This window comes from Gammaproteobacteria bacterium (assembly GCA_027296625.1).
In the GTDB taxonomy this organism is placed as follows: Bacteria; Pseudomonadota; Gammaproteobacteria; order JAKEHO01; family JAKEHO01; genus JAKEHO01.
Genome location: JAPUIX010000014.1, coordinates 12,891 through 37,407, shown reverse-complemented (window position 1 = coordinate 37,407; position 24,517 = coordinate 12,891). Strand labels below are relative to the sequence as shown.

General features: G+C 54.5%; 19 protein-coding genes. 2 read left to right on the top strand and 17 right to left on the bottom strand.

Features of this window, described 5'->3' with window-relative positions; all coding sequences use genetic code 11:
* Positions 1 to 48: 48 nt before the first annotated feature.
* The 12 genes from O6944_00745 to alaC form a co-directional block, all read right to left on the bottom strand.
* Positions 49 to 1,497 carry an aldehyde dehydrogenase family protein gene (locus O6944_00745; GenBank protein MCZ6717681.1) on the bottom strand — a complete coding sequence of 483 codons (1,449 nt, stop codon included), beginning with the start codon at positions 1,495 to 1,497 and terminating at the stop codon, positions 49 to 51.
* A gap of 25 nt (positions 1,498 to 1,522) precedes the next feature.
* Positions 1,523 to 3,157: an acetolactate synthase large subunit gene (locus O6944_00740; protein MCZ6717680.1), complete on the bottom strand. Its 1,635-nt coding sequence runs from the start codon at positions 3,155 to 3,157 to the stop codon at positions 1,523 to 1,525.
* Between the two features lie 275 nt (positions 3,158 to 3,432).
* The gene (locus O6944_00735) at positions 3,433 to 4,200 is read right to left on the bottom strand and encodes a putative DNA-binding domain-containing protein (protein ID MCZ6717679.1); all 768 of its coding nucleotides are present in this window, start codon (positions 4,198 to 4,200) and stop codon (positions 3,433 to 3,435) included.
* Positions 4,193 to 5,053 (bottom strand): DUF692 domain-containing protein, encoded by an 861-nt coding sequence (locus O6944_00730; protein ID MCZ6717678.1) that lies wholly within the window; start codon positions 5,051 to 5,053, stop codon positions 4,193 to 4,195. Before O6944_00730 ends, O6944_00735 begins: the two co-directional genes overlap by 8 nt.
* Before the next feature lie 14 nt (positions 5,054 to 5,067).
* Positions 5,068 to 5,403: a hypothetical protein gene (locus O6944_00725; GenBank protein MCZ6717677.1), complete on the bottom strand. Its 336-nt coding sequence runs from the start codon at positions 5,401 to 5,403 to the stop codon at positions 5,068 to 5,070.
* A 201-nt stretch (positions 5,404 to 5,604) separates the two neighbouring features.
* Positions 5,605 to 7,098, bottom strand: a complete 1,494-nt coding sequence (gene lysS, locus O6944_00720; GenBank protein MCZ6717676.1) for a lysine--tRNA ligase — start codon at positions 7,096 to 7,098, stop codon at positions 5,605 to 5,607.
* 83 nt (positions 7,099 to 7,181) lie between these two features.
* A protein-coding gene (gene prfB, locus O6944_00715; protein MCZ6717675.1) for a peptide chain release factor 2 occupies positions 7,182 to 8,280 on the bottom strand; the annotation gives its coding sequence in 2 pieces (ribosomal slippage) (positions 7,182 to 8,204 and positions 8,206 to 8,280; 1,098 coding nt in all).
* Between the two features lie 136 nt (positions 8,281 to 8,416).
* On the bottom strand, positions 8,417 to 10,153 hold the full coding sequence (recJ, locus tag O6944_00710; GenBank protein ID MCZ6717674.1) for a single-stranded-DNA-specific exonuclease RecJ: 1,737 nt from the start codon (positions 10,151 to 10,153) through the stop codon (positions 8,417 to 8,419).
* 10 nt (positions 10,154 to 10,163) lie between these two features.
* The gene (locus O6944_00705; GenBank protein MCZ6717673.1) at positions 10,164 to 11,243 is read right to left on the bottom strand and encodes a hypothetical protein; all 1,080 of its coding nucleotides are present in this window, start codon (positions 11,241 to 11,243) and stop codon (positions 10,164 to 10,166) included.
* Between the two features lie 27 nt (positions 11,244 to 11,270).
* Complete coding sequence (thrC, locus tag O6944_00700; protein ID MCZ6717672.1) at positions 11,271 to 12,413, bottom strand: threonine synthase; 1,143 nt, start codon at positions 12,411 to 12,413, stop codon at positions 11,271 to 11,273.
* 42 nt (positions 12,414 to 12,455) lie between these two features.
* Positions 12,456 to 13,766, bottom strand: coding sequence for a homoserine dehydrogenase (locus O6944_00695; protein ID MCZ6717671.1), 1,311 nt, complete (start codon positions 13,764 to 13,766; stop codon positions 12,456 to 12,458).
* 12 nt (positions 13,767 to 13,778) lie between these two features.
* The gene (alaC, locus tag O6944_00690) at positions 13,779 to 14,969 is read right to left on the bottom strand and encodes an alanine transaminase (protein MCZ6717670.1); all 1,191 of its coding nucleotides are present in this window, start codon (positions 14,967 to 14,969) and stop codon (positions 13,779 to 13,781) included.
* 239 nt (positions 14,970 to 15,208) lie between these two features.
* Here alaC and O6944_00685 point away from each other — a divergent pair, with 239 nt between their 5' ends.
* Both O6944_00685 and tldD read left to right on the top strand, forming a co-directional pair.
* Positions 15,209 to 16,027 (top strand): carbon-nitrogen hydrolase family protein, encoded by an 819-nt coding sequence (locus O6944_00685; protein ID MCZ6717669.1) that lies wholly within the window; start codon positions 15,209 to 15,211, stop codon positions 16,025 to 16,027.
* Positions 16,028 to 16,031: 4 nt separating this feature from the next.
* Positions 16,032 to 17,474: a metalloprotease TldD gene (gene tldD, locus O6944_00680; GenBank protein ID MCZ6717668.1), complete on the top strand. Its 1,443-nt coding sequence runs from the start codon at positions 16,032 to 16,034 to the stop codon at positions 17,472 to 17,474.
* 35 nt (positions 17,475 to 17,509) lie between these two features.
* Here tldD and O6944_00675 read toward each other — a convergent pair whose 3' ends face one another.
* From O6944_00675 to htpG, 5 genes are all read right to left on the bottom strand, one after another.
* Positions 17,510 to 18,664 carry an MFS transporter gene (locus O6944_00675; protein MCZ6717667.1) on the bottom strand — a complete coding sequence of 385 codons (1,155 nt, stop codon included), beginning with the start codon at positions 18,662 to 18,664 and terminating at the stop codon, positions 17,510 to 17,512.
* 1 nt (position 18,665) lies between these two features.
* On the bottom strand, positions 18,666 to 19,763 hold the full coding sequence (aroC, locus tag O6944_00670) for a chorismate synthase (protein MCZ6717666.1): 1,098 nt from the start codon (positions 19,761 to 19,763) through the stop codon (positions 18,666 to 18,668).
* Positions 19,764 to 19,812: 49 nt separating this feature from the next.
* A complete protein-coding gene (prmB, locus tag O6944_00665; GenBank protein ID MCZ6717665.1) occupies positions 19,813 to 20,724 on the bottom strand; it encodes a 50S ribosomal protein L3 N(5)-glutamine methyltransferase in 912 nt (303 codons plus the stop codon).
* Between the two features lie 87 nt (positions 20,725 to 20,811).
* Entirely contained in the window at positions 20,812 to 22,461 is a 1,650-nt protein-coding gene (locus tag O6944_00660; protein ID MCZ6717664.1) for a GAF domain-containing protein, read from the bottom strand.
* Positions 22,462 to 22,524: 63 nt separating this feature from the next.
* A complete protein-coding gene (gene htpG, locus O6944_00655; protein ID MCZ6717663.1) occupies positions 22,525 to 24,438 on the bottom strand; it encodes a molecular chaperone HtpG in 1,914 nt (637 codons plus the stop codon).
* Positions 24,439 to 24,517 lie beyond the last annotated feature (79 nt).

Here is a 24,517-nt window from a genome sequence, read left to right as displayed (position 1 = left end):
AGAACGCGCTGCACCCCTGTCGATGAATGATTTCGCAGGCTCATCACGCTATAGCACCTTAGACCGCAGGACCAACAGCTTTTCAATCTGCATATCGTGCATGGTATACGGAATGCCGCCGACGCCGAGCCCCGACTGCTTGATCCCGGCGAATGGCATCCAGTCTACCCGAAAGGCCGTGTGGTCGTTGACCATAATCGCACTACCGGCAAGCCGCGAGTAAGCCCTGAGCGCCGTGTCCAAATCACGTGTAAACACGGCCGCTTGGAAAGCAGTCGGCAGGGCGTTGGCCCTCGAGATGGCTTCATCGAGCTCGGAATAGGGATAGACACAAACGACGGGGCCAAAGATCTCAAGCGTGCTGACCTTTGCATCATCCGGGGGCTCAAATAAAACGGTCGGCGCGTAGCAAGAACCGGACAACTTCGCGCCGCCCGACAGCACATTCCCGCCGGCGGCCTTGGCCTCCCTGACCCATTCATGCACACGATCGACTTCGCGTTCCCGGATCAATGGCCCGACCTCTGTGTCCGCACGTGTCGGATCGCCCACCTTGAGTGCCTTCGCAATCTTTGCAAGCTCTTCGGCCACCTCCATGGCAATCGAGCTGTGCGCGAAGACGCGTTGGACCGAAACGCACACCTGGCCTGCGTGATAGAAGCCCCCTTTGGCCAGCAACGGTAGTGCCTCGTCGCGATCGGCATCGGCTGCGAATATCACCGGTGCCGCCCCACCGTGTTCCAACGCGCATCGCGTGCCAGGTGCGAGCTTGGATCGCAGCATCCAGCCTACCCGGGCACTTCCGATGAAACTGAAAAAGCCGACCCGGGCGTCAGCCACAAGCCGCGTCGCGACGTCCAGGTCCTCGACGATGAACGACTGGCACCATGCTTGGGGTAAGCCTGCTGCGCGCAACATCTCCACAAAGCGAAAACAGGACAGCGGTGTATCCTCGGCCGGTTTGATGATGACCGGACAGCCGGTCGCCACCGCCGGCCCCACCTGGTGTACGATGAGATTCAGTGGATGGTTAAAGGCACTGACGGCCACCACCACGCCGATGGGTTCCTTTCGCGTGAACACCATACGCTGGGCCGACGCCGCATTGATGTCCATCGGTATCTCCTCACCCGCACCACTCTGCAAGAATCGAATACACAGATTGACGCCATCGATGGCGCGGGCCACTTCCACTCTTGAATCAATCAGCGGCTTGCCCCCTTCCCGGGCGGCTTCCACTGCCAATTCCTCGGCGCGCTCGCTCATCATGGCGGCCGTCTTCTTCAGGATGTCGATTCTTTGGGTGGGCGTCAGCCAATGGTCCCGATCCAGAAATAGATCATGGGCCGTCTGCAAGGCCTTATCGACGGCTTTCCAATCCGCCGTGTCCACCGTCGCGATCAAGGAACCATCAAAAGGCGCGGTGACCTCAAGCACCCCGTCGGTAGTGTTTGCACTAGGACTCATCACGGGATAATGGGGAAGCTTAGAATTCATATTCTTTTTCCCGCTCTTCGCTTTCTTATATCGGGCAGACCAGCTCGCCGAGCTTTTCCGTTAACTTCATATTTTCACTGTAGTCAACCGGGCAGTCGATGATTACCACGGTGTTATCTTTAATTGCCTGTTTCAATGTTGGCAGCAATTCCTTTGTTGATTCCACCCGGTAACCCTTGGCTCCAAAACTCTCCGCATACTTGACAAAATCCGGGTTGGTAAAGCTGATATGTGAAGACCGGCCGAATGCCTTGAGCTGATGCCACTTAATGAGCCCATATTCGGAGTCCGTCCAGATCAAGACGACAATGGCCACCCCAAGGCGGAGCGCCGTCTCGATTTCCTGGGAATTCATCATGAAGCCGGCATCACCCGTGACTGCCAGTGCTGTACGATCCGGATAGGTCAGCTTCGCGGCGATGGCGCCGGGCAGCGCAATGCCCATGGAAGCAAAACCATTCGAGATAATGCATGTGTTGGGTTGTTCCGCCTGATACATACGGGCCATCCACATCTTGTGGGCGCCCACATCGGAAATAACAATATCCTCCGGCTCCAGGGCCTTTCTTAAGTCCCACATGATCTTCTGCGGTTTGACGGGGTAGCCCTCATCTTCCGCATGAGTGGCCATCTCATCCACGATGGTCCGGCGCAGACTTGCCGCGAGAAATTTTTCGTGGGGATCAGCCGCATCAGCGATTCTGCGGAGCGATTGACCAATATCCCCGATAACGCCGCTTGCCAGAATGTAATGTTCATCGACCTCCGCAGGCGATGCATCAATATGGATGATGGGACGGGATTTATCTTTGTGCCAAAGATAGGGGTGATATTCCACGATATCGTAGCCAACGCAGATAATGAGATCGGCGCGGTCAAAGCCACACTGCACATAGTCGTCTGCTTGCAAACCGACAGCCCCCAGGGAGAGCTCGTGTGAAAAAGGAATGACGCCCTTGGCCATGAAGGTATTGGCCACGGGAATATTGAGCGTCTCGGCAAAGCGCACTAACTCGTGCGAGGCGCCCGCTCTGATGACCCCGTTGCCGGCCATGACGAGCGGGAAATTTGCATCAGAAATAAGCTTTACCGCCTCAGCGACCTTCTCTTCTGGCGGGGCAGGCGTTAGCGGGCTTTGGACCTTTAGCGGTGTCTTCCCCTCCACCGTGGCGCCCGCAACGTTCTCCGGCAGGCCAAAAAAACTACAGCCGGGTTTCTCTGCTTCTGCAACCTTGAATGCCTTGCGAACGATTTCCGGGATGACCTCGGGTACGCGGATCTGGGTGCTGTATTTCGAGATCGGTTTAAAGAGGTTGACGAGATCCAGCACCTGATGGCTTTCCTTGTGCAGTCGCGTGGTGGCCGCCTGCCCAGCAATGGCGACGACGGGCGCGTTATCCATGTTGGCATCGGCGACCCCCGTGATCAGGTTTGTGGCACCAGGTCCTAATGTGGCAAGACACACCCCCGCCTTTCCGGTGAGACGTCCGGAGACATCCGCCATAAAGGCCGCGCCCTGCTCATGGCGCGTCGTCACAAACTGGATGGTGCTGTCCAGCAGCGCATCCATGACGTCGATATTCTCCTCGCCTGGGATCCCGTAGATCCTGTCAACCTGCTCGTTCTCAAGGCACCGTACGAGTAATTCTGCGGCTTTCATTGGGCCTCCCGGTCAACCCAGTGCATCTTGAATAAAGTTTTCAAAATAGATACCTCAATCATCCTGCTAGGGGTTGCGCTACCCGGTTTATCAATGGGCGAACGCCGCTACCGACGCGAGAAAACTAATTTCGCGCGAAACAAGATGGCAGGCCTGAATGAACAAACAACAACGACGACCTCTTATTATTCGTATTTCTGTGCGGGCGAGTCGTGTGTCGGCCGGATCTAGCGACCCACGGTTGTAACGTCGCCTTGGCTCTACTGACGAGAAACTCAGGTCATGCGTATACCGAGGAGGACATCCTTGGCACGTAACTGCGCCATGATCTCCAACCCGCCATCGATAACCGCCTCCGGGTTTCGATGTTGTAATTCTTTTGCAATATCGTCAAGCAATTCCCGTCCAGACTTATCCCGCTCTTCGGCAATTCGCTCAAGCAGCCGGGCAGCCACCGGATTGAGCTCGATAAAACCCACCTCATCGCGCCGGTCACGGTACACGACCAAATACGTCGGCTCTTCGGGCGCCTGATGGGGCTTGTCATTTGGGCTGATTCGCTGCACCGGAAAACGGTAGGCGAGCGGCCAGGCCAGCGGGCTCAGCACCGGGACGCCGGCCAGTAAATCCCCCTCCGGGTCGATACCAGCCAGGTCAATCTCGCGCGTATCAAGCGAAAGCGCGGTTTCCACCCACTCATAGTGCGCCAGCTCCCACAAAAATGGCGGGTCGGTGGGATGCATCCCCCGTTCCTTCTCCAAATATTGCAGGAACTCCTGCGGCATCTTGGGAAAGAGCGGCGTATGCGCTTCATGGTGCGCAAAGTAATCCCGGATCAACGCATGCCACGCTTCATCAATCATGACCTTTCGGAGTACGGGAAAGCTGTTAGCGAGCAGACTCTCCACGTTGTTATAGAAGAGCTCACGATAGATGCCCATACACCGATCTTCGACGTCGGCAGGTGCAGGCTGATTTTCGGGATCGCGAATATGACGCGTAAACGCGTATTGGATCTCGGTGAATGAAGGCCGCTTATCCATGCTGAACAATGTTTTGGGGAGCCGAAGCACTGCATTTCCGCTGTAAGCCGACAATGATGTCAACCTCAGAGAGCAGAACTTCTGCCGGCGGAATATTGAAATCGCGCTCCAGGAGCGTTGGGAATACGCCAAAATGCCGGTACGCCGTCTCCAGCAGACGCCATACCGGGTCAATGACATCCGCTCCGTGGGTATCAACCCTGAGGTCCTCGGCCTCGACATAGTGGCCGGCGACGTGCGCATAGGCGATCCGCTCACCCGGGAGCGCCTTTAAAAAAGTTTCCGGATCGTACCGATGATTGATGCTATTGACATAGATATTGTTGATGTCCAGCAACAGATCACAATCGGCCTCTGTAAGGACCGCATTGATAAAATCGATTTCTTGCATCTCTTGTCCCGGGGCGCCGTAGTAAGAGACATTTTCGATCGCAATGCGCCTATCCAGGATCTCCTGTGTCCGTCTGATCCGTGCCGCTACGTAATACACCGCGTCTTCGGTAAAGGGAATGGGCAATAGATCATAAAGGTGGCCATCGTCTGCACAGTAACTCAGGTGTTCACTGTAACAGCGAATCTTATGCTCAGTCAGAAATTGCTTGACGCGCTGGAGAAACGCTTCATCGAGCGGTGCAGGGCCGCCCAAGTTAAGCGACAGGCCATGACATACAAAGGGTGTTCTTTCGGTGATGGCCCGCACTGTACGCCCAAAGCGGCCACCCACATCGATCCAGTTCTCAGGTGCAACTTCCATGAAACCAACCTGTGAAGGCGTCTGGTCAGCAAAAGGGCCCATCAGGGCCCGCCGCAAACCAATACCTGCGCCTTGCACAGGAAATTCGTGCTGCTTCACTGGGAGACTAGAACTTACTTGTTAGCGCCGCACTTCCCCTCGCCGCACTGGCCTTCGGCCTTCTTTGTACCTTCGGCCTTCTTTTCACCTTCGGCCTTCTTCCCTTCGCCGCACTTTCCTTCGCCGCACTTTCCTTCCTCAGCTTTCTTCCCTTCACCACACTTTGCTTCACCGCACTTTCCTTCCGCGCCCTTTTCACCGCCATGCTCCGCAACCATATAGCCGCTGGAGAACTGTGTCATGCTGAACGGATCCTCCTCAGCACTTACAAGCGGTGATGCCGCGAGCGATACAGCAAACGTGGTACCGATCGCCGCCACGATGGGCTTCAAGGTCTTTTTAGTTGACATATGGCCTTCCCTCCTCGGGTCAGTTATAAAAATACGCCACCTGATAGGTGACGCGGTTACATTAGCCACGTTAGACAACCAAGTCTAGTGATTGGCTCAGCATGAACCAGGCTGGAATCCAAGCCTCTGGTCTATGGACTCGCACACAGGATAAAAGGTTCCCATAGGAGATCCTGCCATAATCCCCCTTTTATAGAGGGATCAGACCGGATCCTTGGAACGCAGCTGCGGAAACAGCAGTACGTCGCGGATCGAAGGTGAATCGGTAAGCACCATCACCAACCGATCAATGCCAATTCCCTCCCCAGCGGTAGGTGGCATACCGTACTCCAGCGCATAGATAAAATCGGCATCGAATTCCATCGCCAACTCATCACCGGCCTCCTTCTCACGCAGCTGTTGCTGAAACCGGTCTGCCTGATCATCCGGATCGTTAAGTTCGGAAAAGCCATTCGCGAGTTCCCGTCCACCGAGGAAGAACTCGAAGCGATCAGCAACAAATGCATCGTTGTCGTTGCGCCTCGCCAACGGCGAGACCTCTGTCGGAAAGGCCGTAATAAATGTCGGATCCTTAATATTCGCTTCCACGGTCTTCTCAAAAATCTCAAGCCAAACCTTGCCGAGCCCCCAGTTATCTCCCACTGCGATCTCATGCCGCTTAGCCACCGCGCGTGCGCTGTCCAGGGAATCCAAATCGGATGGAGCCAGTTCAGAGTTAAAGTGCAGGATCGACTCCTTAACGGTCATCCTTGCAAAGCGTCCGCTGAGATCACACGGCTGACCCTGGTAGGTCAACTTAGTGCTCCCCACGACCTCCTGTACAAGGGACCGTATCATCTCTTCAGTCAGATCCATCAGGTCATCGTAGTCCGCGTAAGCCTGATAGAACTCCAACATTGTAAATTCCGGATTATGACGCGTTGATAAGCCTTCATTCCGAAAGCTGCGATTGATCTCGAAGACCTTTTCCATGCCACCAATGACGAGCCGCTTTAGATACAATTCGGGCGCAATACGCAGATACAGCTCCATATCCAACTTGTTATGGTAGGTTATGAACGGACGAGCCGCCGCACCACCCGGGATGGGATGCATCATCGGTGTTTCCACCTCAACAAAACCATGTTCCGTTAAAAATCGCCTGAGAAAATTAATCACGGCATGACGCACCCGAAATGTCCGGCGCGTCTCTTCATTCATTACTAGATCAAGGTAGCGCTGCCGGTACCGCGTTTCTTGATCCGCCAGACCGTGGAACTTCTCCGGGAAAGGCCGAAGTGCTTTCGTCAATAGCCTTATCTCATCCACCATGACAGAGAGTTCACCCGTCTTCGTTCTAAAGAGCTGCCCCTGGGCTCCGACGATGTCCCCAAGATCCCAATGCTTGAAGTCCGCAAAACGCCCCTTCGGCAATTTTTCCTGCTTTAAGTACAGTTGGATTTGGCCCGACATGTCCTGAACATGAGCAAATGCGCTCTTACCCATAATCCGGCACGTCATCATTCGACCGGCAACCCTTACACGAACGGGCTCTGCCGTGAGCTCCAAGTTATCCTTCTCCCCAAAACGGCTCTGTAGATCCGCAGCCAACGCGTCTCGCTTGAAATCATTCGGATAGGGGCGGCCGGCTTTCCGCAATGCAGCCAGTTTGGCTCGGCGTTGGGCTATCTGGTCCTTTGACTCGTGTTCAGTCATGGCTGAAAAAAATGAGAGATGATTCCCCAGCGTTCGGCGACAATTATTGTTTATAGTCAGATTGCTTCAGGCAATGCTATTGCTTATACACCTTGCTTTAAGCTGGCCTCCATAAACTCATCAAGATCACCATCTAGCACCGCCTGCACGTTTCCTGTTTCGACACCTGTTCGCAGGTCTTTGATGCGCGACTGATCCAAAACGTATGAGCGGATCTGACTACCCCATCCAATATCCGCCTTGGTTTCCTCCAGAGCGCGTTTCTCTGCACTGCGTTTCAGCATTTCAAGTTCATATAGTTTTGCCTTCAACTGCTTCATAGCCTGGGATCGGTTCTTATGCTGCGAGCGATCGTTTTGACATTGCACGACAACATTCGTAGGCAAATGGGTAATACGTACCGCGGAGTCTGTCCTGTTCACATGCTGACCGCCTGCACCGCTTGCTCGATAGGTGTCTATGCGTAAGTCGGCGGGATTGATCTCGATGTCGATATTTTCATCCACTTCAGGTGATACAAATACTGATGCAAATGAGGTATGGCGGCGGGCGCCCGAATCGAACGGTGATTTACGTACTAGCCGATGAACCCCAGTTTCAGTCCGCAACCAGCCGAAAGAATAGTCGCCCTCCAACTTGACAGTCGCACTCTTAATGCCCGCGACTTCACCGGGTGAGGCCTCCATGATTTCCGTCTTAAAACCGCGCCGTTCAGCCCAACGCAGATACATCCTCAACAACATGTTGGCCCAATCCTGAGCCTCCGTGCCGCCTGAACCCGCTTGAATTTCAAGGAAGGCATTCTTGGAGTCCATCTCCTTGGAAAACATGCGACGAAACTCGAGCTCATGCAGCCGTTTCTCCAGGCTCTCAAGGTCACTAACGATCACCTCAGCCGCGCTCGTGTCGGCTTCTTCCCTAGCCAGCTCAAGGAGTCCCTTCGCATCTTCAAGCCCGCTCCCAAGACCGTCGACGGACTCAATCACCTGCTCCAAGGAAGCTCGCTCCTTGCCAAGCTTTTGCGCCCGCTCGGGGTTATTCCAGATGGCAGGGTCTTGCAGCTCGCGATGGACCTCAGTCAATCGCTCACGCTTTTTATCGTAGTCAAAGATACCCCCTGAGCGCCGTAAGCCGACCCTGCATCGTCGTTATTCGCGCGAAGATAGGTTTGCTTTCGATCATGTTTGAGCCGATGCATCACTCAGGTGGTTGACCATTTAACAAGATCGTACTACAGAGCCGCAACGACATACAGGGGATACAATTGCTGCAAACAACGCCTCGGAAAGGCCACTCGAGATGCAAACCTGTGCTCCTTCTAGGCACCCACTGGCTCTATATGTTCAACAACGAGTTGCGGCGATTCGCGTCCTTGATAAACATTAACATCCAATCGATAGGCAATGTGCACACGGCGAACGTCGTTAGGGCATGCATCGCCTAGTGTGTTAAACGCTATCGCATCAACGGGGTCGGAGCCACGATCTGCACGCAGAAGAAGCTTCAAGTGCCGCTTACCGACAATCCGGCGTCTAATAATTTCAAACTCGCCATCAAAGATGGGTTCCGGAAATCCCTGACCCCATGGACCACCATTCCGTATGCATTCGGCGAGTTCCAAGCAAATCAATTTCGGCTCGAGATCACCGTCACTATAGATGACATTTTGCAGCGCTTCCGCACGCAGGTGTCTGCGCACCTCCTCGTCAAAAGCCGATTTAAAGTCATCAAACCGATTTCGACGGAGGCTCAACCCCGCAGCCATGGCATGACCTCCAAATCGAAGAATCAAATCCGGATGACGAGTTGCGACCGCATCAAGGACATCACGAATGTGCAGCTCGCGAATCGAACGCGCAGAACCTCTTAGTTCGTCATCACGATCCAGTGCAAACGCAATAACCGGGCGATGCAGCCGTTCTTTCATTCGGGACGCAAGAATTCCAATCACACCTTGATGCCAATCTTCATCAAAGAGACACATCCCAAAGGGCAAGCCGATTTCGTCATCAAGATTCAATTCATCCAGGCTCGCCAGAGCCTGGACATGCATCTGTCCTTCAATTTCGCGTCGCTCCTGGTTAAGCTTGGTGAGTTGCTGGGCCATCTGCATTGCTAAAGCATCATCATCAGTCAATAAGCACTCAATACCAAGCGACATATCGGCAAGACGACCGGCTGCGTTGAGGCGAGGTCCGATTGCAAACGCCAGGTCACCGGCCGCAATTCGATCCGGATCTCGCTTTGATGCCGCAATCAGCGCGCGCATGCCTACTTGACACCGGCCTCTGCGAATGCGTTCAAGGCCTTGGAACACGAGGATCCGGTTATTGTGATCAAGGGGCACGACATCGGCGACGGTCCCCAGCGCCACAAGATCTAACAGCTGAGCAAAGTTGGGCTCGGGCCCATTGCGTGTATCAAACCAGCCTGTTTGGCGAAGATGCGCACGAAGAGCAAGTAGGATATAAAACATCACCCCAACGCCGGCCAGGTGCTTGCTCGGAAATGCATCACCGGACTGGTTGGGGTTGACGATGACATCCGCTTCGGGAAGTTGGCTTCCCGGCAAGTGATGATCAGTAATCAATACCTTAAAACCTAATTCTTTCGCCGCTCGCACACCGTCTACGCTCGAGATACCGTTATCCACGGTGATAAGCAGATCCGGTTTCTGCTCTGCCGCAACGGCCACGATTTCGGGCGTTAGCCCGTAACCGTGCTCAAATCGGTTAGGTACCACGTAACACACATCCTGCGCTCCAAGGAGACGAAGCCCCCGTATCGCCACCGCACAACTCGTCGCACCATCCGCATCAAAATCCGCAACGATCAAGATCCGTTGACCTTGTTCAAGGGCCTCCGCGAGAAGCGAAACGGCTTGCTCGATCCCATACAAGGCTTCATAGGGCAAAAGTCTCTCCAAGGAATAGTCGAGTTCGTCTGCACTCGTCACATTGCGGAGCGCATAGACGCGCCTTAGCACATCATGTAATGACTCGGGTAAGTGAGCGTATTCGGGGGGACTCCGACGGATGATCGTCTTTTTCATCATTTCCCTACGTTCAGAGCCCATATTGGCGGACAGGTTTTGCTCTCCGCCACCAGCGCCACAGCGCACTCCGATTTACCGTAAAGCTTTTTGAGTCGCCCGTGTGAATAGTGAGCTCGGAGATCTGTTTTGTTTTCAATGCCACCAACAGCGGCTGAAACCAGTCGCGTTCGAGCCTCAGGATAAATTCGCGCCAGCCCTCGATGTCAGGGTAATGACTGTAGCGAAGTCCTTCACTGAAGATAACCAACACGTTCCCTACACTCTTCAGCCCCGCTTGCAGCGCTTCGAGCCTATCGGGCAGTCCCGCAATCGGCGTTCGGGTAAACGCGGCCAAGCCTCGCGATAGGAGGTCGTCGCTATAGACCCGTGCCCACCGCCGTTCGGGGACTTCCGGCAGCCGACCCGCCCCCCAAAACCAAAGGCTATTAATGGGCAACTCACCTCTTTCCTCGCGCGCTGCATTCACCGCAGTTGCGTGTAACACCATCTGCACCTCATTAATAAACCGATGCCAAAGCTCGCGATCAGGCCCAGAGGGCATGAAGCCATGAATGTCACGCCCGAGGGCCTCGGTCAAGGTTCGGGTGCGAATACGCGGAATATCCGCTAAGCCCAGATACCAGCGCGCGGGTACAGCGACCTCAAGCCGCCCTTTGAGATCCTGCATGAGCGGCTGAAGCTCCGCGGCCAACGCCTGTGCCTCATCGTCACGGAGCGTAAATGCTGAAGAATCCAGGAGCAGAAGCCGCTGGCTGTCCGGACTCAGATGCACCGGGTCTGCCCGCATCCATGCACATGGCTCCCGGGCACTCTTCGGGCCGTCCACGAGCCAAGTTAGGGCAGCGATGGGGGGATCCAATCCCTCGGGCCAACGTACGCCAAAGAGCTGACAGAGCGCATACTCTGTCACATCACCCAACGGCGATGTCGCAGTGCCGCGCGCCAGCAGGATGGGGAGTGCTCGAAGCCTCAACCCCTCATCGAGGTCAGCGCCGGCAGTTTTGACGACGGGGCCAAAAAGACCCGGTATGAAAAGCGCAAGGCGGGATCGTGCGTCTTCCATTAGTGACACACTGTAGCGTAGGCCCATCGTCGTAGTTATAACTATCGCCTGACGTTAAGCCATGTTATCCAAGATGGCCGCCTTCACCTCACTAAGCTTTGCGTCCACACGGACCACAGCGGTTGTGCTCTGGCGAATCGCTATATCCGGATCTTTAAGGCCATGCCCAGTCAACGTGCAGACGACCGTACTGCTCTCTTTAATTTTTCCGTCCCTAATATCGCGCATGGCACCGGCGAGTGACGCGGCTGAAGCCGGCTCGCAGAAGATCCCTTCCTCCTCAGCCAGTAGCTTTTGCGCCGCAAGGATCTCTTCATCGGTACATTCGTCAAACCATCCGCCCGATTCCTCCTTGACTTTCCAGGCCTGTTCCCACGACTGCGGATGACCTATGCGGATTGCGGTGGCTACCGTTTCGGGATCGTCGACCATGTGTCCCCGAATAAACGGTGCGGCACCCGCGGCCTGATAACCCACCATGACTGGGCGCGAATCAACAACCGCATCAGACGCGTATTTGCATTGACCGCCACAAAAGGTGCATGCGTCTGTCAGATGATCCTTCTTGCCACTCGAGTATTCGCAATAACCGATCCAGTGGGCTGTGATGTTCCCCGCGTTGCCAACGGGTAGACAATGATAGTCGGGCGAGCGGCCGAGATCATCTACGATCTCGAATGCTGCCGTCTTCTGACCTTGCAGGCGATAGGGATTGATCGAATTCACAATGGTGACCGATATTTCTTCAGCGACTTCCTTCACGAGCCGCATTCCATCATCAAAATTACCTTTTATTTGGATCACCACGGCACCTTCCATCATTGCTTGAGCGAGCTTGCCCTGAGCGATCTTGCCGTCCGGGATCACAACAAACGCAGTCAAGCCGCCACGGGCTGCGTACGCCGCCGCAGATGCCGACGTGTTGCCTGTAGATGCGCAAATAATGGCGCGGCTGCCCTCGCCCACAGCCTGGGTGACCGCCACGGTCATTCCCCGATCTTTAAAGGACCCCGTGGGATTGAGACCTTCATACTTGACATATATGTCGGCCCCGCCACCAAGACGGCGCGGTATATTGCGCAATTGCAAAAGGGGTGTATTGCCCTCCCCCAGACTGACGATGTTGGCATCATCATCGATGGGCAATCGATTGCGATAACGGTCTATCAGACCCGCACTACGGGAAAAGGGGGACATGGGTTCCGTCTCCGTTTCTACTAAATCATTTCCCAACTGTGCTTAATCTAGAGGCTCCAGTCGGATGCGCATAACCGATCCGTTGATGCTCTCCAACGCCTGGATGCCCGCAATCGCTTCGTTCATGGAGCGTTCCTTAATCCGACGTGTTAAGAAGATCACCGGCACGTGACGCTCACCGGGCGCTGGTTCTTTTTGGAGAATCGCCTCAATGCTAATACCAAGGTCCCCAAGAATACGAGTGACATCCGCCAAGACCCCGGGGCGATCCACGGCATTCATTCGCAGATAATAGGCCGTTTCTACCTCCTCCATTGGCAGAATGGACACGTCGGAAAGGGCGTGGGGTTGAAACGCCAGATGGGGGACGCGATTCTCTGGATCGGAGGTCAGTGCCCGCACGACATCCACGAGGTCACCTACAACAGCAGAGGCAGTGGGCTCCGCCCCCGCGCCAGCGCCGTAGTAAAGCGTTGAGCCCACGGCATCACCTTTCACCAACACGGCGTTCAGAACACCATCGACATTGGCGATCAGGCGCCGCTGGGGTATCAGCGTGGGGTGTACCCTGAGCTCAATGCCCTCTTCCGCATTGCGCGCAATGCCGAGGTGTTTCACGCGATAGCCGAGTTGTTCAGCGTAATTTAAATCATCAGGGGTAATCTGACTGATGCCTTCCGTGTAGACCTTGTCAAACTGCAGAGGAATGCCGAAGGCAATCGCGGCGAGTATCGTCAATTTGTGCGCGGCGTCGATCCCTTCCACATCGAATGTCGGGTCCGCCTCAGCGTAACCCAAGCGTTGCGCCTCCGCTAAAATCTCGGAAAAATCGCGCCCCTGTGCACGCATCTCCGTGAGAATGAAGTTGCCAGTGCCATTGATTATCCCGGCCAAGCCTTCAATACGATTACCGGATAGCCCTTCCCGAATCACCTTAATGATCGGGATCCCGCCAGCGACGGCGGCCTCAAAGGCCACCATCACCCCTTTCCTTTGGGCCGCATCAAAGATCTCATTGCCGTGGAGCGCAATGAGCATTTTATTGGCGGTTACCACGTGCTTGCCGCTCTCAATGGCTGCCAGCACAAGTTCCCGTGCCGGTGTTGTGCCACCGATCAATTCGACGATGATCTGCGTTTCAGGGTCTTTCACGACCGCGAATGGGTCGTCAGTAAGCTTAATGCCATCCGTCGGGCTAATACGCTCTTTGGTTAGATCACGTGCGCTCGCGTGAGTCACTTCAATCCCGCGCCCCGCACGCCGGGTGATCTCCGCGCCGTTACGGCGTAGCACGTTGAGGGTGCCACCACCTACAGTACCAAGACCTAATAATCCAACTTTAACCGGTTCCAATTTCAGCTTACCTTAAGACTTGGCGTTGTCCCGTCTAAACATCTCACGAATGCCACGAAGTGCCTGACGGGTACGATGTCTATTTTCGACCAATGCAAACCGGACATGGTCGTCTCCGTAGCTGCCAAACCCGACCCCCGGTGACGTTGCAACCTTCGCCTCTATGAGGAGTTTCTTTGAAAACTCCAGTGAACCTATGTCTCGATACTGCTCAGGGATCGGAGCCCAAACAAACATGGTGGCAAGTGGTTTCCGCACCGGCCACCCAAGGGCATTGAGTCCATCGCAAAGTACGTCTCGCCGTTCTTTATAAAGTGTCCGAATCTCTTCGACGCACTCCTGCGGTCCATTCAGGGCGGTGATAGCAGCCACCTGAATGGGGGTAAACAGGCCATAATCCAAATAGGACTTCAGCCGGGACAATGCAGACACGAGCTGCACGTTGCCAACCATGAAGCCAACCCGCCAGCCCGGCATATTGTAGCTCTTGGACAGTGAAAAAAACTCAACCGCGACCTCTTTTGCCTTCGGGATCTGCATGATAGACGGCGCCGTGTAACCATCGAACACGATATCGGCGTAGGTTAAATCCTGAACGACCCAGATCTGGTTCTCACGGGCAATGTCCACGACTTTTTCAAAGAACGGCAGCTCGACACATTCGGTTGTGGGGTTGCCGGGGAAATTGAGCACCAGCATCTTGGGACGGGGCCACGAATCCTTGATCGCCTTCTCCAACTCCGCAAAAAAATCGAGGCCCGGGACCAACGGTACATGCCGAATATCGGCGCCGGCAATGACAAAACCCCAAGGATGAATCGGATAAGCGGGACTTTGCACCAACACGGCATCGCCACGATCGACCGTCCCCATGGCAAGATGCGCGATCCCCTCTTTCGATCCGATGGTGACAATCGCCTCGGTCTCGGGATCCAGATCAACATCGAAACGCCGCTTATACCAATCACAAATAGCAAGTCTCAGCCGCGGGATGCCGCGGGATTCAGAATAGCGGTGGGTATCGGCGCGCTGCGCCGCTTCAACCAGCTTATCGATGACATGCTTGGGCGCAGGCTGATCAGGGTTGCCCATGCCGAAGTCGATGATGTCCTCACCGCGCCTGCGTGCCTCACGCTTGAGGTCATTCACAATGTTAAAGACATAGGGCGGCAGGCGCTGTATTCTTGAAAATTCTTCGTTCAACTGGGTAAAGTCAATGATTAGGAAGTTTGTAGGACGCAGCGCTCAGTTGCATTGCGCGGGCTTCCCTGCATGAATCGAGTCCATATTGTCGTGAGGATACAAGGCCGTATACGTCATTAAACATTACCGATGCGACACATGTGTGTCAAACGCCACTTGGTAACGGAATCCCCTGCCTTCTTAATGATGCCACATATTTCCATAACAGCTTTGACCCGCTTGCACACCACCCGAGTGCCATGACTCAGGTGGCAGCAATACAAATGGTATCGGGGCCCGAGGTGGGTGAAAACCTGGATACCGCAAGCGAATTGATCAAACAGGCCGTTGATGACGGTGCCAAACTCGTCGTGCTACCTGAAAACTTTGCATTCATCGGGCTAAATGAAGAGGACAAGCTTACCGTACAGGAAGAATACGGGGCGGGACCTCTTCAGGCGTTTTTATCCAAGGAGGCGGCTCGGCATAAGATCTGGCTCGTTGGCGGCACCATCCCCTTGGCGTCCCAACACAAGGACAAGGTGTACGGAGCCTGTCTGTTGTACGACCCAACAGGGCGTTGCGTGGCACACTACAATAAAATACACCTATTTGATGTGCAGCTTAGCGAAAATGAGGATGAGCATTATCAAGAGTCCGCCACTATTCAGGCGGGTGAGGAGGTGGTTGTCGCCGACACACCGTTTGGACACCTTGGCTTGGCCGTCTGCTATGATCTGCGATTCCCGGAACTTTTCCGGCACATGCTGGATGAAGACATGAACGTCATCGCGCTCCCCTCAGCCTTTACCTACACCACTGGGAAAGCCCATTGGGAACCGCTCGTTAGAGCACGCGCCGTGGAGAACTTATGCTACGTCATTGCATCCAACCAAGGAGGCCATCATGTAAACGGGCGCGACACGTTTGGCCACAGCATGATCGTCAATCCCTGGGGAGAAATCACAGCGGCACTTACCGATGGCCCAGGTGTTGCGTTGGCCGATCTAGATCCGGAACATCTGCATCAGACCCGCAGCAACTTTCCTGCGATCGACCACCGCAAGTTGAAACACTGAACCCATGAGTACGGCACTCGACATCGCCAAACAGAACCTCCTATCCCCGGGGGGGATGGGAGAGAATGAGATTCAAAAGGTTCTTGACCAATTGCTTACCTATCAGGTCGATGCAGCCGATCTGTACTTCGAGATGACGCGCTCCGAGTCCTGGGCACTGGAGGATGGCATCGTCAAGGAGGGTACGCACAGCATCGATCAGGGAGTCGGCGTGCGCGCCATCAGTGGCGAGAAGGTTGGGTTGGCTTATTCAGATGAAATTGTGCTACCGGCGTTGACACAGGCGGCAAACGCGGCACGTGCGATCGCAACGAGCGGCGGCCATGGAAAGCTTCAAGCGTGGCACCGACAAGAAGGATTGCGGCTCTACCAACCCATGGACCCGATACCCACGATGGTTGAAAAGGACAAGGTTCAGCTGTTGCAACGCCTGGACGCAGAGGCGAGACGCTTGGACCCACGCGTCAGTGAAGTCATGGTCGGCTTGGGCGGTGTCAACACGGTGGTGTTGGTCGCCGGTAGCGATGGCACGTATTCAGCAGACGTCAGACCACTCGTCCGTCTCAATGTCAGTGTCATCGTTGAGCAAGGCGGCCGGCGCGAACAAGGGAGCGCCGGCGGAGGTGGACGCTTTGGCTATGACTGGTTTTTAGAGGATAACCGTGCACTCGATTACGCGCGCGAGGCGGTGCGCGTGGCCCTGGTGAACTTGGAAGCCGGTGACGCGCCCGCAGGAACAATGACGGTCGTATTGGGGCCGGGTTGGCCGGGTATTCTGCTGCACGAGGCCATCGGCCACGGACTCGAGGGCGACTTCAACCGCAAAGGCACCTCCGCATTTGCCGGGCGTATGGGTGAACGCGTCGCAACGCCAATTTGTACGGTGGTTGACGACGGCACCATCGCAAATCGGCGTGGTTCGCTGAACATCGATGATGAAGGCACACCCCCGGAATGTACGGTCCTCATCGATCGAGGCATCCTCACGGGTTACATGCAAGACAAACACAATGCGCATTTGATGGGAATGAAACCCACCGGCAACGGGCGAAGGGAGTCCTATGCCCATCTCCCCATGCCGCGTATGACGAACACGTACATGCTCGCGGGTGAACACTCACCTGAAGAGATCATTGCCTCCGTCGACAAGGGTCTTTACGCGGTTAATTTCGCCGGCGGGCAGGTGGACATCACCAGTGGTAAGTTCGTATTTAGCGCGAGCGAGGCCTACCGAATTGAAAAAGGGAAGGTCACGCAGCCCGTCAAGGGCGCTACATTGATCGGCAATGGCCCCGACGTTCTGACACGGGTCACCATGGTCGGGAACAACTTCCAACTCGACCCGGGTGTCGGAACCTGCGGTAAGGAAGGACAGACCGTGCCCGTTGGCGTGGGACAGCCAACCCTTCGAATCGACGGCCTCACCGTCGGAGGGGTCGCTTCCTAAACAGATGCTGAAAAGGATTCGCCCTAGGCTCTGAACTAAGTCCCTTCCATGCGGACCCAGCGCCAGGCAACTATGAATCCGGCGAGGCTGACGCCCCCCGCAATTGCATAAGTCTGCTCCGGTCCAATACTGGCCCAGGTGAAGCCGCTGACCAGACTCCCCACCGCTAGCCCGGCACCGAAGCTAACGCTGCTGTAGAGCGCCTGCCCGCGACCCTGATGTCGTCCCACGAAATAGCGATGAATGAGCTGGATCGCGACCGCGTGATAGACCCCGAACGTGGCCGCATGCAGAAGCTGGGCCACAGTGAGAACAAGGAGGCTATCCACATAAAAACCGATGAGCAGCCAGCGCAGCGTCGCCAGAGCAAGACTCGTAAGCAGCAGGGTCCGCAAGCTCCATAATCGCAAGAGGCGATACATGGCGAGAAACACGCCAACCTCGGCTAAAACGCCGAGCGCCCACAGCTTACCGATCAGCGTCGGGGAATACCCTTGATCGGCGAGGTAAATAGAATAAAACGCATAGTAAGGACCATGACTTGCCTGCATCAGAAAGCACACAGCCAGGAGCGCGAGCACCTGGGGCCTTACAAGGACACTCCGCAGTGGTTCGTGAGACAGCGGCAGATGGCCTACCGCTTCTTCCGGCACCAGCAGGCTGGCGAGCCAGATGAGTCCCATGAGCGCCACGACGAATTTGGGTAGCAAGCCCACGCTATAACGATCGAAAATCAGCCCCAGCGCCCAAACACTCACGATGAATCCGATCGACCCCCAGACTCGGATGTTCGTATAGGCATGCACCGAGTCGCCGAGGTGGGTCAGGGTTGTCGCTTCAATTTGTGGGAGAGCGGCGTTCCAGAAGAATCCAAACACCACCATCACGAGAGCGAGCCAGAAGAAAGAGCTGGCGAACAACACACCAGCAAAAGCGATACAAGCAAGCAGACAGGCGAGCCGGATGATCCCCATACGGCTGCCGCGGTGATCCGCGATCCAACCCCAGACGTTGGGTGCAACGATCTTCGTGGCGACGAGAATGGCGACTAACTCCCCAATCTCCACCGCATCAAAGCCGATAGACCGGAGATACAGCGACCAGTAGGGAAGCATCGCCCCGAGGGTGGCGAAGTAAAACAGATAAAACCCCGACAGACGCCAGTACGGCACCTGCCCGTGGCGGGGCATGTCAGCCGGTAGCGGGAATAACAGGGGTTTCAGATGTCACATCCATGTTCTGCGCCCGGTGGCGCAGTACGTGATCCATCAGCACCAACGCCATCATGGCTTCCGCAATGGGTGTTGCGCGGATCCCAACACAGGGATCGTGGCGGCCATGCGTCGCAACCTCAGCCGCCTTACCTTTAATATCCACGGTGCGCCCGGTCAGCCGGATACTTGATGTAGGTTTCAGCGCCATACTGGCGACGACGTCCTGACCCGTAGAGATGCCACCCAATACACCGCCGGCCTCGTTACTTAGAAATCCCTTTGGTGTGATCTCATCACGGTGCTCAGTCCCCTTTTGCTCCACAGAGGCAAAACCAGCACCGATCTCGACGCCCTTTACCGCATTGATGCTCATCATCGCCTTGGCAAGATCGGCATCAAGGCGATCGAACACCGGCTCACCTAGGCCGGGCGGGACATTCGATGCAACAACGTTGATACGCGCACCAATGGAGTTGCCTTCCTTTCGCAAATCATCCATGTAGGCCTCAAGCTTTGGCACCACTGCGGCATCGGGACAGAAGAATGGATTCTTATCCACTTCATCCCAATCAAGTGTTTCAATCTTAAATGGGCCCAATTGAGCAAGATAGCCACGAATTACAATCTCATATTGTTCGTAAAGATACTTCTTAGCGATGCCGCCAGCCGCAACCCGCATACACGTCTCGCGTGCTGAAGCCCGACCCCCGCCACGGTAGTCGCGAAAGCCATACTTTTGTTGATAGGTGTAATCGGCATGGCCAGGACGAAATACGTCTTTGATCTTCGTGTAATCCTTGGGACGGGCATCTGTGTTTTCGATCCAGAGCCCGATGGGTGTGCCGAGTGTGCGCCCCTCAAACACCCCTGAGAGGATTCGGACCTTATCTTCCTCGCGGCGCTGGCTTGTATGGCGTGAGGTACCCGGTCGGCGCCGGTCGAGGTCACGTTGCAGATCAGCTTCCGATAGCTCCATACCCGGGGGACAGCCATCGACAACACAGCCGTAGGCAGGACCATGACTCTCACCAAACGTGGTGATCGTAAAGAGTTTTCCGAAAGCGTTACCTGACATGAGGCGTATTGTAGCCGTTAAAAAGACTGCCGTCCCGTGGCGCCAAGCGTTAACGTTTGTTGAAATGCGCAAGCACCTGTTCGGCTGTTAACAGGCAAACTCCTTCCCCACCACGTTGAAACTCCAGCCAGAGGAACGGCACATTCGGATAGCGGCAAGCCAACGCAGCATGCCCCTCACCAACTTCGCAAACAAGTACGCCCCCGCTGTTGACGTGTTTTGTTGATTGCGTGAGCACGCGATCGACTATTTCAAGGCCGTCTTCACCTCCATCAAGCCCAACGACCGGCTCACACTGGTACTCCTCAGGTAACCGCGCAAGCGCTTCGCTTTCCACGTAAGGGGGATTACAGACAATCAAATCGTAACGATCCTCTGATAGCGCATCGAAAAGATCAGAATGAATCACTGAAACCCGCTGATTAACCCCATGCTTTTTAATATTCGTCTTGGCAACTTCAAGGGCATCCAAAGAGATATCCACTGCGTCCACCCGTGCCTTAGGAAAGGCCAGGGCGCAGGCAATCGCGATACATCCACTGCCGGTACCGACATCGAGGACACGATGGACATCCTCTACGCTGACCCAAGGAGCAAAACGTTCTTCGATCAACTCGGCAATCGGCGATCGGGGCACGAGCACACGTTCATCCACGTAAAACAGCAGACCCGCAAATCGAGCGCAGTGCGTGAGATAGGCCGCCGGCTTGCGGCTACTCAGGCGGTCATTCAAGAGTACCAACACGCGCTGCTTCTCAGAATGCCCTAACGGGCGGTCAAACTGGTCGTGTGAACCACCCCAATCCAATCCCAAGGCATGCAAGACCAGAAGCAGAGCCTCGTCCTGTGCGTTGTCTGTACCATGCCCGAAGCAGAGTTCCGCTTCTTCGAAACGCTTTGCGCCCCACTCTACCAGCTCACGGGGCGTACGTGCCGCACTCAAGTTGCTTGGCGTGCTCATGACGATTGGAGTTTGAGACCACCTGAAACAAGCGCAATGCCAACCGGCATCAATCAACAAAACGACGTGCAAAAGAAACGTTACACGCTAGGCACTTTGCTCTTCTTTGGAAGGACTGTATCCCGGGATTTTATTGAGGTCCACATCATCAATCTCGCGCGGTTCGAGGTATTGCTCCGCGTACCTGGCGTATACTCTCTCACGCACGAAGACATCGAACAGATCTGCATCGATGTGATGACTTTGTTTCATGCGCCCCATGATAACCAAGGCTTCTGAGAGCGACATGGCGTTCTTGTAAGGTCGATCACGCGCCGTGAGTGCCTCGAATATATCCGCAATCGCTACCATCCTTGCCGGAATTGACATGTCATCTTTAGTCAGCCTGTTCGGATATCCCGTGCCATCCATACGCTCATGGTGGCCGCCTGCATACTCTGGCACCCTTCGGAGGTGCTTGGGATAGGGAAGAGATTCCAACATCTTTATAGTGACAACGACGTGATTATTGATGATCTCCCTTTCTTCTTCCGTCAAGGTACCGCGACCGATGTGGAGATTATAGATTTCGTCATCGTTCAAAAAGGTTATCTCGTCACCGTTTGAATTGGCCCATCGATACTGACCGATCTGAGTCACCCGCTCTCTGTCTTCATCCAACATGGATTCACCGCCAATATTGCATCGGCGTAAGAACGCAAAATCTTCGTCTAACTGCTTGAGTTGCGCCTGATATTCTTCATCATCCGACAAATCCGCCTTCGTTTTATCCCCCTCAGCTTCCGAAAGCTTACGTCGCAACGCTGTTATCTCAGCGTCGCGCTTCAGCACCTCTAAACGTGTTTCTACTAGATCTATACGGTCAAACGGAGTCGAGAGCTTCGTCGGCTTATCTACGACATGCTCCGGCGTCGTGATCTTGCCGCAGTCATGTAACCAAGCGGCCACGCTTAACTCATAGCGCTCGTCATCGGTCAAATCAAAATTCTTTAGTGGACCAACGTTCATTCGGCAAGCAGCATCCGCGAGCATTTCGACCAATACAGGCACGCGTCGGCAATGTCCCGCCGTGTAGGGAGATTTTTCGTCAATCGCATTCGCGATTAACTGGATAAGTGAATCAAACAGTTTCCGTTGCGCATCGATCAGTGATTTATTAGTAATGGTCACCGCCGCCTGGGACGCCAGCGATTCCACCAACTGTTGATGCAGTTTAGAGAATGTCTCTACTTCCCCAGTTTTTGGATCCCTTGCATTCAAGAGTTGCAAAACACCGATGATCTCATTTTCATGATTGGTCATCGGAACAGTAAGAAACGACTTAGAGCGGTAGCCGGTCTGCTCATCAAACTTGCGGGTACCGGAAAAATCAAACTCTTCATTTACATAAGCATCCGGAATATTAATCGTCTTTCCACTTAATGCTGCACACGCAGCTACCATTTGATTGTTCGGGCGCCCTTCCTCATCGTATAGGGGCAAAGGTGCGTACGGGACCGGCTCACCGCTGGTACCTCCCATCGTGATTCCCAGTGACTCAGTAAGCATGATCTCAAATTTCAGGTGATCGTCTTCGGTCCGAGAATAGAGCGTTCCACCATCCGCATGCGTGATCTCTTTAGCTCGCACCAGGATCATTTCCAACAGGCGATTATGATCCTGCTCAGCAGAAAGAGCGATGCCAATGGCGTTGAGTTCTTGTAGAAGCTTTAAGAGATCGGGGCTTGATGCGTCCATACGGGAATGCCGTTCACCGCAGTACCGCACCGATTCTAATCGATTGGCCGTCTAGGGAATAGGTCAAACACCCTTTTTTTGATCCCCGCCCTGCTCCCCGCTAATGACCAGAAAGATCTCGTTGAGCCGATGGACAAAACCTGCTGGATCATCAAGCTGGCCCCCTTCGCTTAGAAGAGCCTGATCAAAAAGAATACGCGACCAATCAGCGATACGCTTCTCATTCTTTTCGTCATTAAGCCGTACAACAATGGGATGTTCTGGATTTATTTCGAGTATCGGCCTGATGGCATCGGCCTGTTGTCCGGCAGCCTTTAAAAGACGCTGTAGGTGCCCGCCGATCTCGTGTTCATCAGTAACCAAACACGCGGGAGAGCTAGTCAGCCGATTCGTTATACGTACTTCCTTTACTTTATCGTCCAATTCATTTTTGATGCGCTCCAACAGATCCTTATATTTATCGCTCGCGTCATCAACCTGTTGCTTCTCGTCCTTACTCTCTACTTCGCCGAGATCCAATTCCCCCTTAGCTACCGATTGCAGGTTCTTACCATCGAATTCTGTTAAATACGTCACCAACCATTCATCAATCCCATCAGATAACACCAAAACCTCAATCCCTTTTTTGCGGAAAATCTCCAAATGTGGGCTGTTCTTCGCTGTGTCGAAGCTTTCGGCAATCACGTAATAGATTGCCTTCTGATCCTCCTGCATGCGCCCTACATAATCTTCAAGCGAAACGGCTTGTGTAGCTTTGTCGTCATGAGTGGACGTAAAGCGCAGAAGCTTGGCAATTCGATCGCGGTTGGAAGAATCTTCCACGATACCTTCCTTCAAGACGCGGCCAAACTGTTTCCAAAATGTCCCATACTTTTCAGCGTCCTTCTTAGCCATCGTTTCCAACAATCCCAGTATCTTCTTAACGGATGCAGCCCGGATAGCATCGATGGCCTTGTTACGCTGCAGCATCTGCCGAGAGACATTGAGCGGGAGGTCATTCGAATCCACCACACCACGTACAAAGCGCAGGTAGGTCGGTATAAGCTGTTCCGCATCATCCATAATGAAGATGCGACGGACGTAGAGCTTTATTCCGTGGCGGTGTTCGCGGTCCCATAGATCGAAAGGGGCCCGCGATGGAATAAATAGCACGCTGCTGTATTCCAGCTTCCCCTCCACCTGAGTGTGTATGTAGGCCAAGGGTGCCTCAAAATCGTGCGCCACGTGCTTGTAAAATTCGTTGTACTCCTCTTCAGCGATCTCTTTCTTTGGGCGAGTCCATAGTGCTGTGGCTGAGTTCACCGTCTCCTCACCCTGCGCATCCTCACCCTCCTTTGGCATAAGGATTGGCAACGAGATATGGTCAGAGTACTTACGGATAATGGCGCGCAGCCGTTCGCCGTCCAGAAATTCACCCATGCCTTTGCGAAGGTGCAGTACCACTTCCGTTCCGCGATCCGGTGTTTCCACAGCCTCCACGGTGTACTCGCCCTCGCCTTCCGATTCCCACCGCACACCTTCACTGGGCGATAGCCCCGCGCGACGCGTAGTTAAAACAACCCTCTCGGCCACAATGAATGAAGAATAAAAGCCCACACCGAACTCGCCGATCAAGCGAGTATCTTTGGCTTGATCTCCCGTTAAGGATTCAAAAAACTGACGGGTGCCAGACTTGGCAATCGTGCCAATGGCGTCCACGACTTCCTGGCGGGACATGCCGATGCCGTTGTCGCGCACCGTGATCGTCTTCTTCTTTTTATCGTAACCAACGTAGATCCTAAATTCTGCATCGCCCTCATAGAGGCTCTCATCAGACAGCGCCTCAAAACGTAACTTATCGCACGCATCCGAAGCATTGGAGATCAGTTCCCTCAAAAAGATCTCCTTTTCGCTATAGAGCGAATGGATCAAGAGATCCAGCAGCTGCCGGACCTCCGCCTGAAAACCAAGTGTTTCTTTATTCGTATCAACGCTCATGCTAGCTGACTCCTTCACCTACCGTGGCCGAACTTTTGGCTCCAAGCCACGACATCATTCTATGGGATTTTTGATGCAA

Bases quoted from the DNA above. Each gene is read 5' to 3' on its own strand.
- O6944_00745 (MCZ6717681.1), bottom strand. From the start codon at position 1,497: ATGAATTCTAAGCTTCCCCATTATCCCGTGATGAGTCCTAGTGCAAAC.
- O6944_00740 (MCZ6717680.1), bottom strand. From the start codon at position 3,157: ATGAAAGCCGCAGAATTACTCGTACGGTGCCTTGAGAACGAGCAGGTT.
- O6944_00735 (MCZ6717679.1), bottom strand. From the start codon at position 4,200: ATGGATAAGCGGCCTTCATTCACCGAGATCCAATACGCGTTTACGCGT.
- O6944_00725 (MCZ6717677.1), bottom strand. From the start codon at position 5,403: ATGTCAACTAAAAAGACCTTGAAGCCCATCGTGGCGGCGATCGGTACC.
- lysS (MCZ6717676.1), bottom strand. From the start codon at position 7,098: ATGACTGAACACGAGTCAAAGGACCAGATAGCCCAACGCCGAGCCAAA.
- recJ (MCZ6717674.1), bottom strand. From the start codon at position 10,153: ATGATGAAAAAGACGATCATCCGTCGGAGTCCCCCCGAATACGCTCAC.
- O6944_00705 (MCZ6717673.1), bottom strand. From the start codon at position 11,243: ATGGGCCTACGCTACAGTGTGTCACTAATGGAAGACGCACGATCCCGC.
- thrC (MCZ6717672.1), bottom strand. From the start codon at position 12,413: ATGTCCCCCTTTTCCCGTAGTGCGGGTCTGATAGACCGTTATCGCAAT.
- O6944_00685 (MCZ6717669.1), top strand. From the start codon at position 15,209: ATGACTCAGGTGGCAGCAATACAAATGGTATCGGGGCCCGAGGTGGGT.
- tldD (MCZ6717668.1), top strand. From the start codon at position 16,032: ATGAGTACGGCACTCGACATCGCCAAACAGAACCTCCTATCCCCGGGG.
- O6944_00675 (MCZ6717667.1), bottom strand. From the start codon at position 18,664: ATGCCCCGCCACGGGCAGGTGCCGTACTGGCGTCTGTCGGGGTTTTAT.
- aroC (MCZ6717666.1), bottom strand. From the start codon at position 19,763: ATGTCAGGTAACGCTTTCGGAAAACTCTTTACGATCACCACGTTTGGT.
- prmB (MCZ6717665.1), bottom strand. From the start codon at position 20,724: ATGAGCACGCCAAGCAACTTGAGTGCGGCACGTACGCCCCGTGAGCTG.
- O6944_00660 (MCZ6717664.1), bottom strand. From the start codon at position 22,461: ATGGACGCATCAAGCCCCGATCTCTTAAAGCTTCTACAAGAACTCAAC.
- htpG (MCZ6717663.1), bottom strand. From the start codon at position 24,438: ATGAGCGTTGATACGAATAAAGAAACACTTGGTTTTCAGGCGGAGGTC.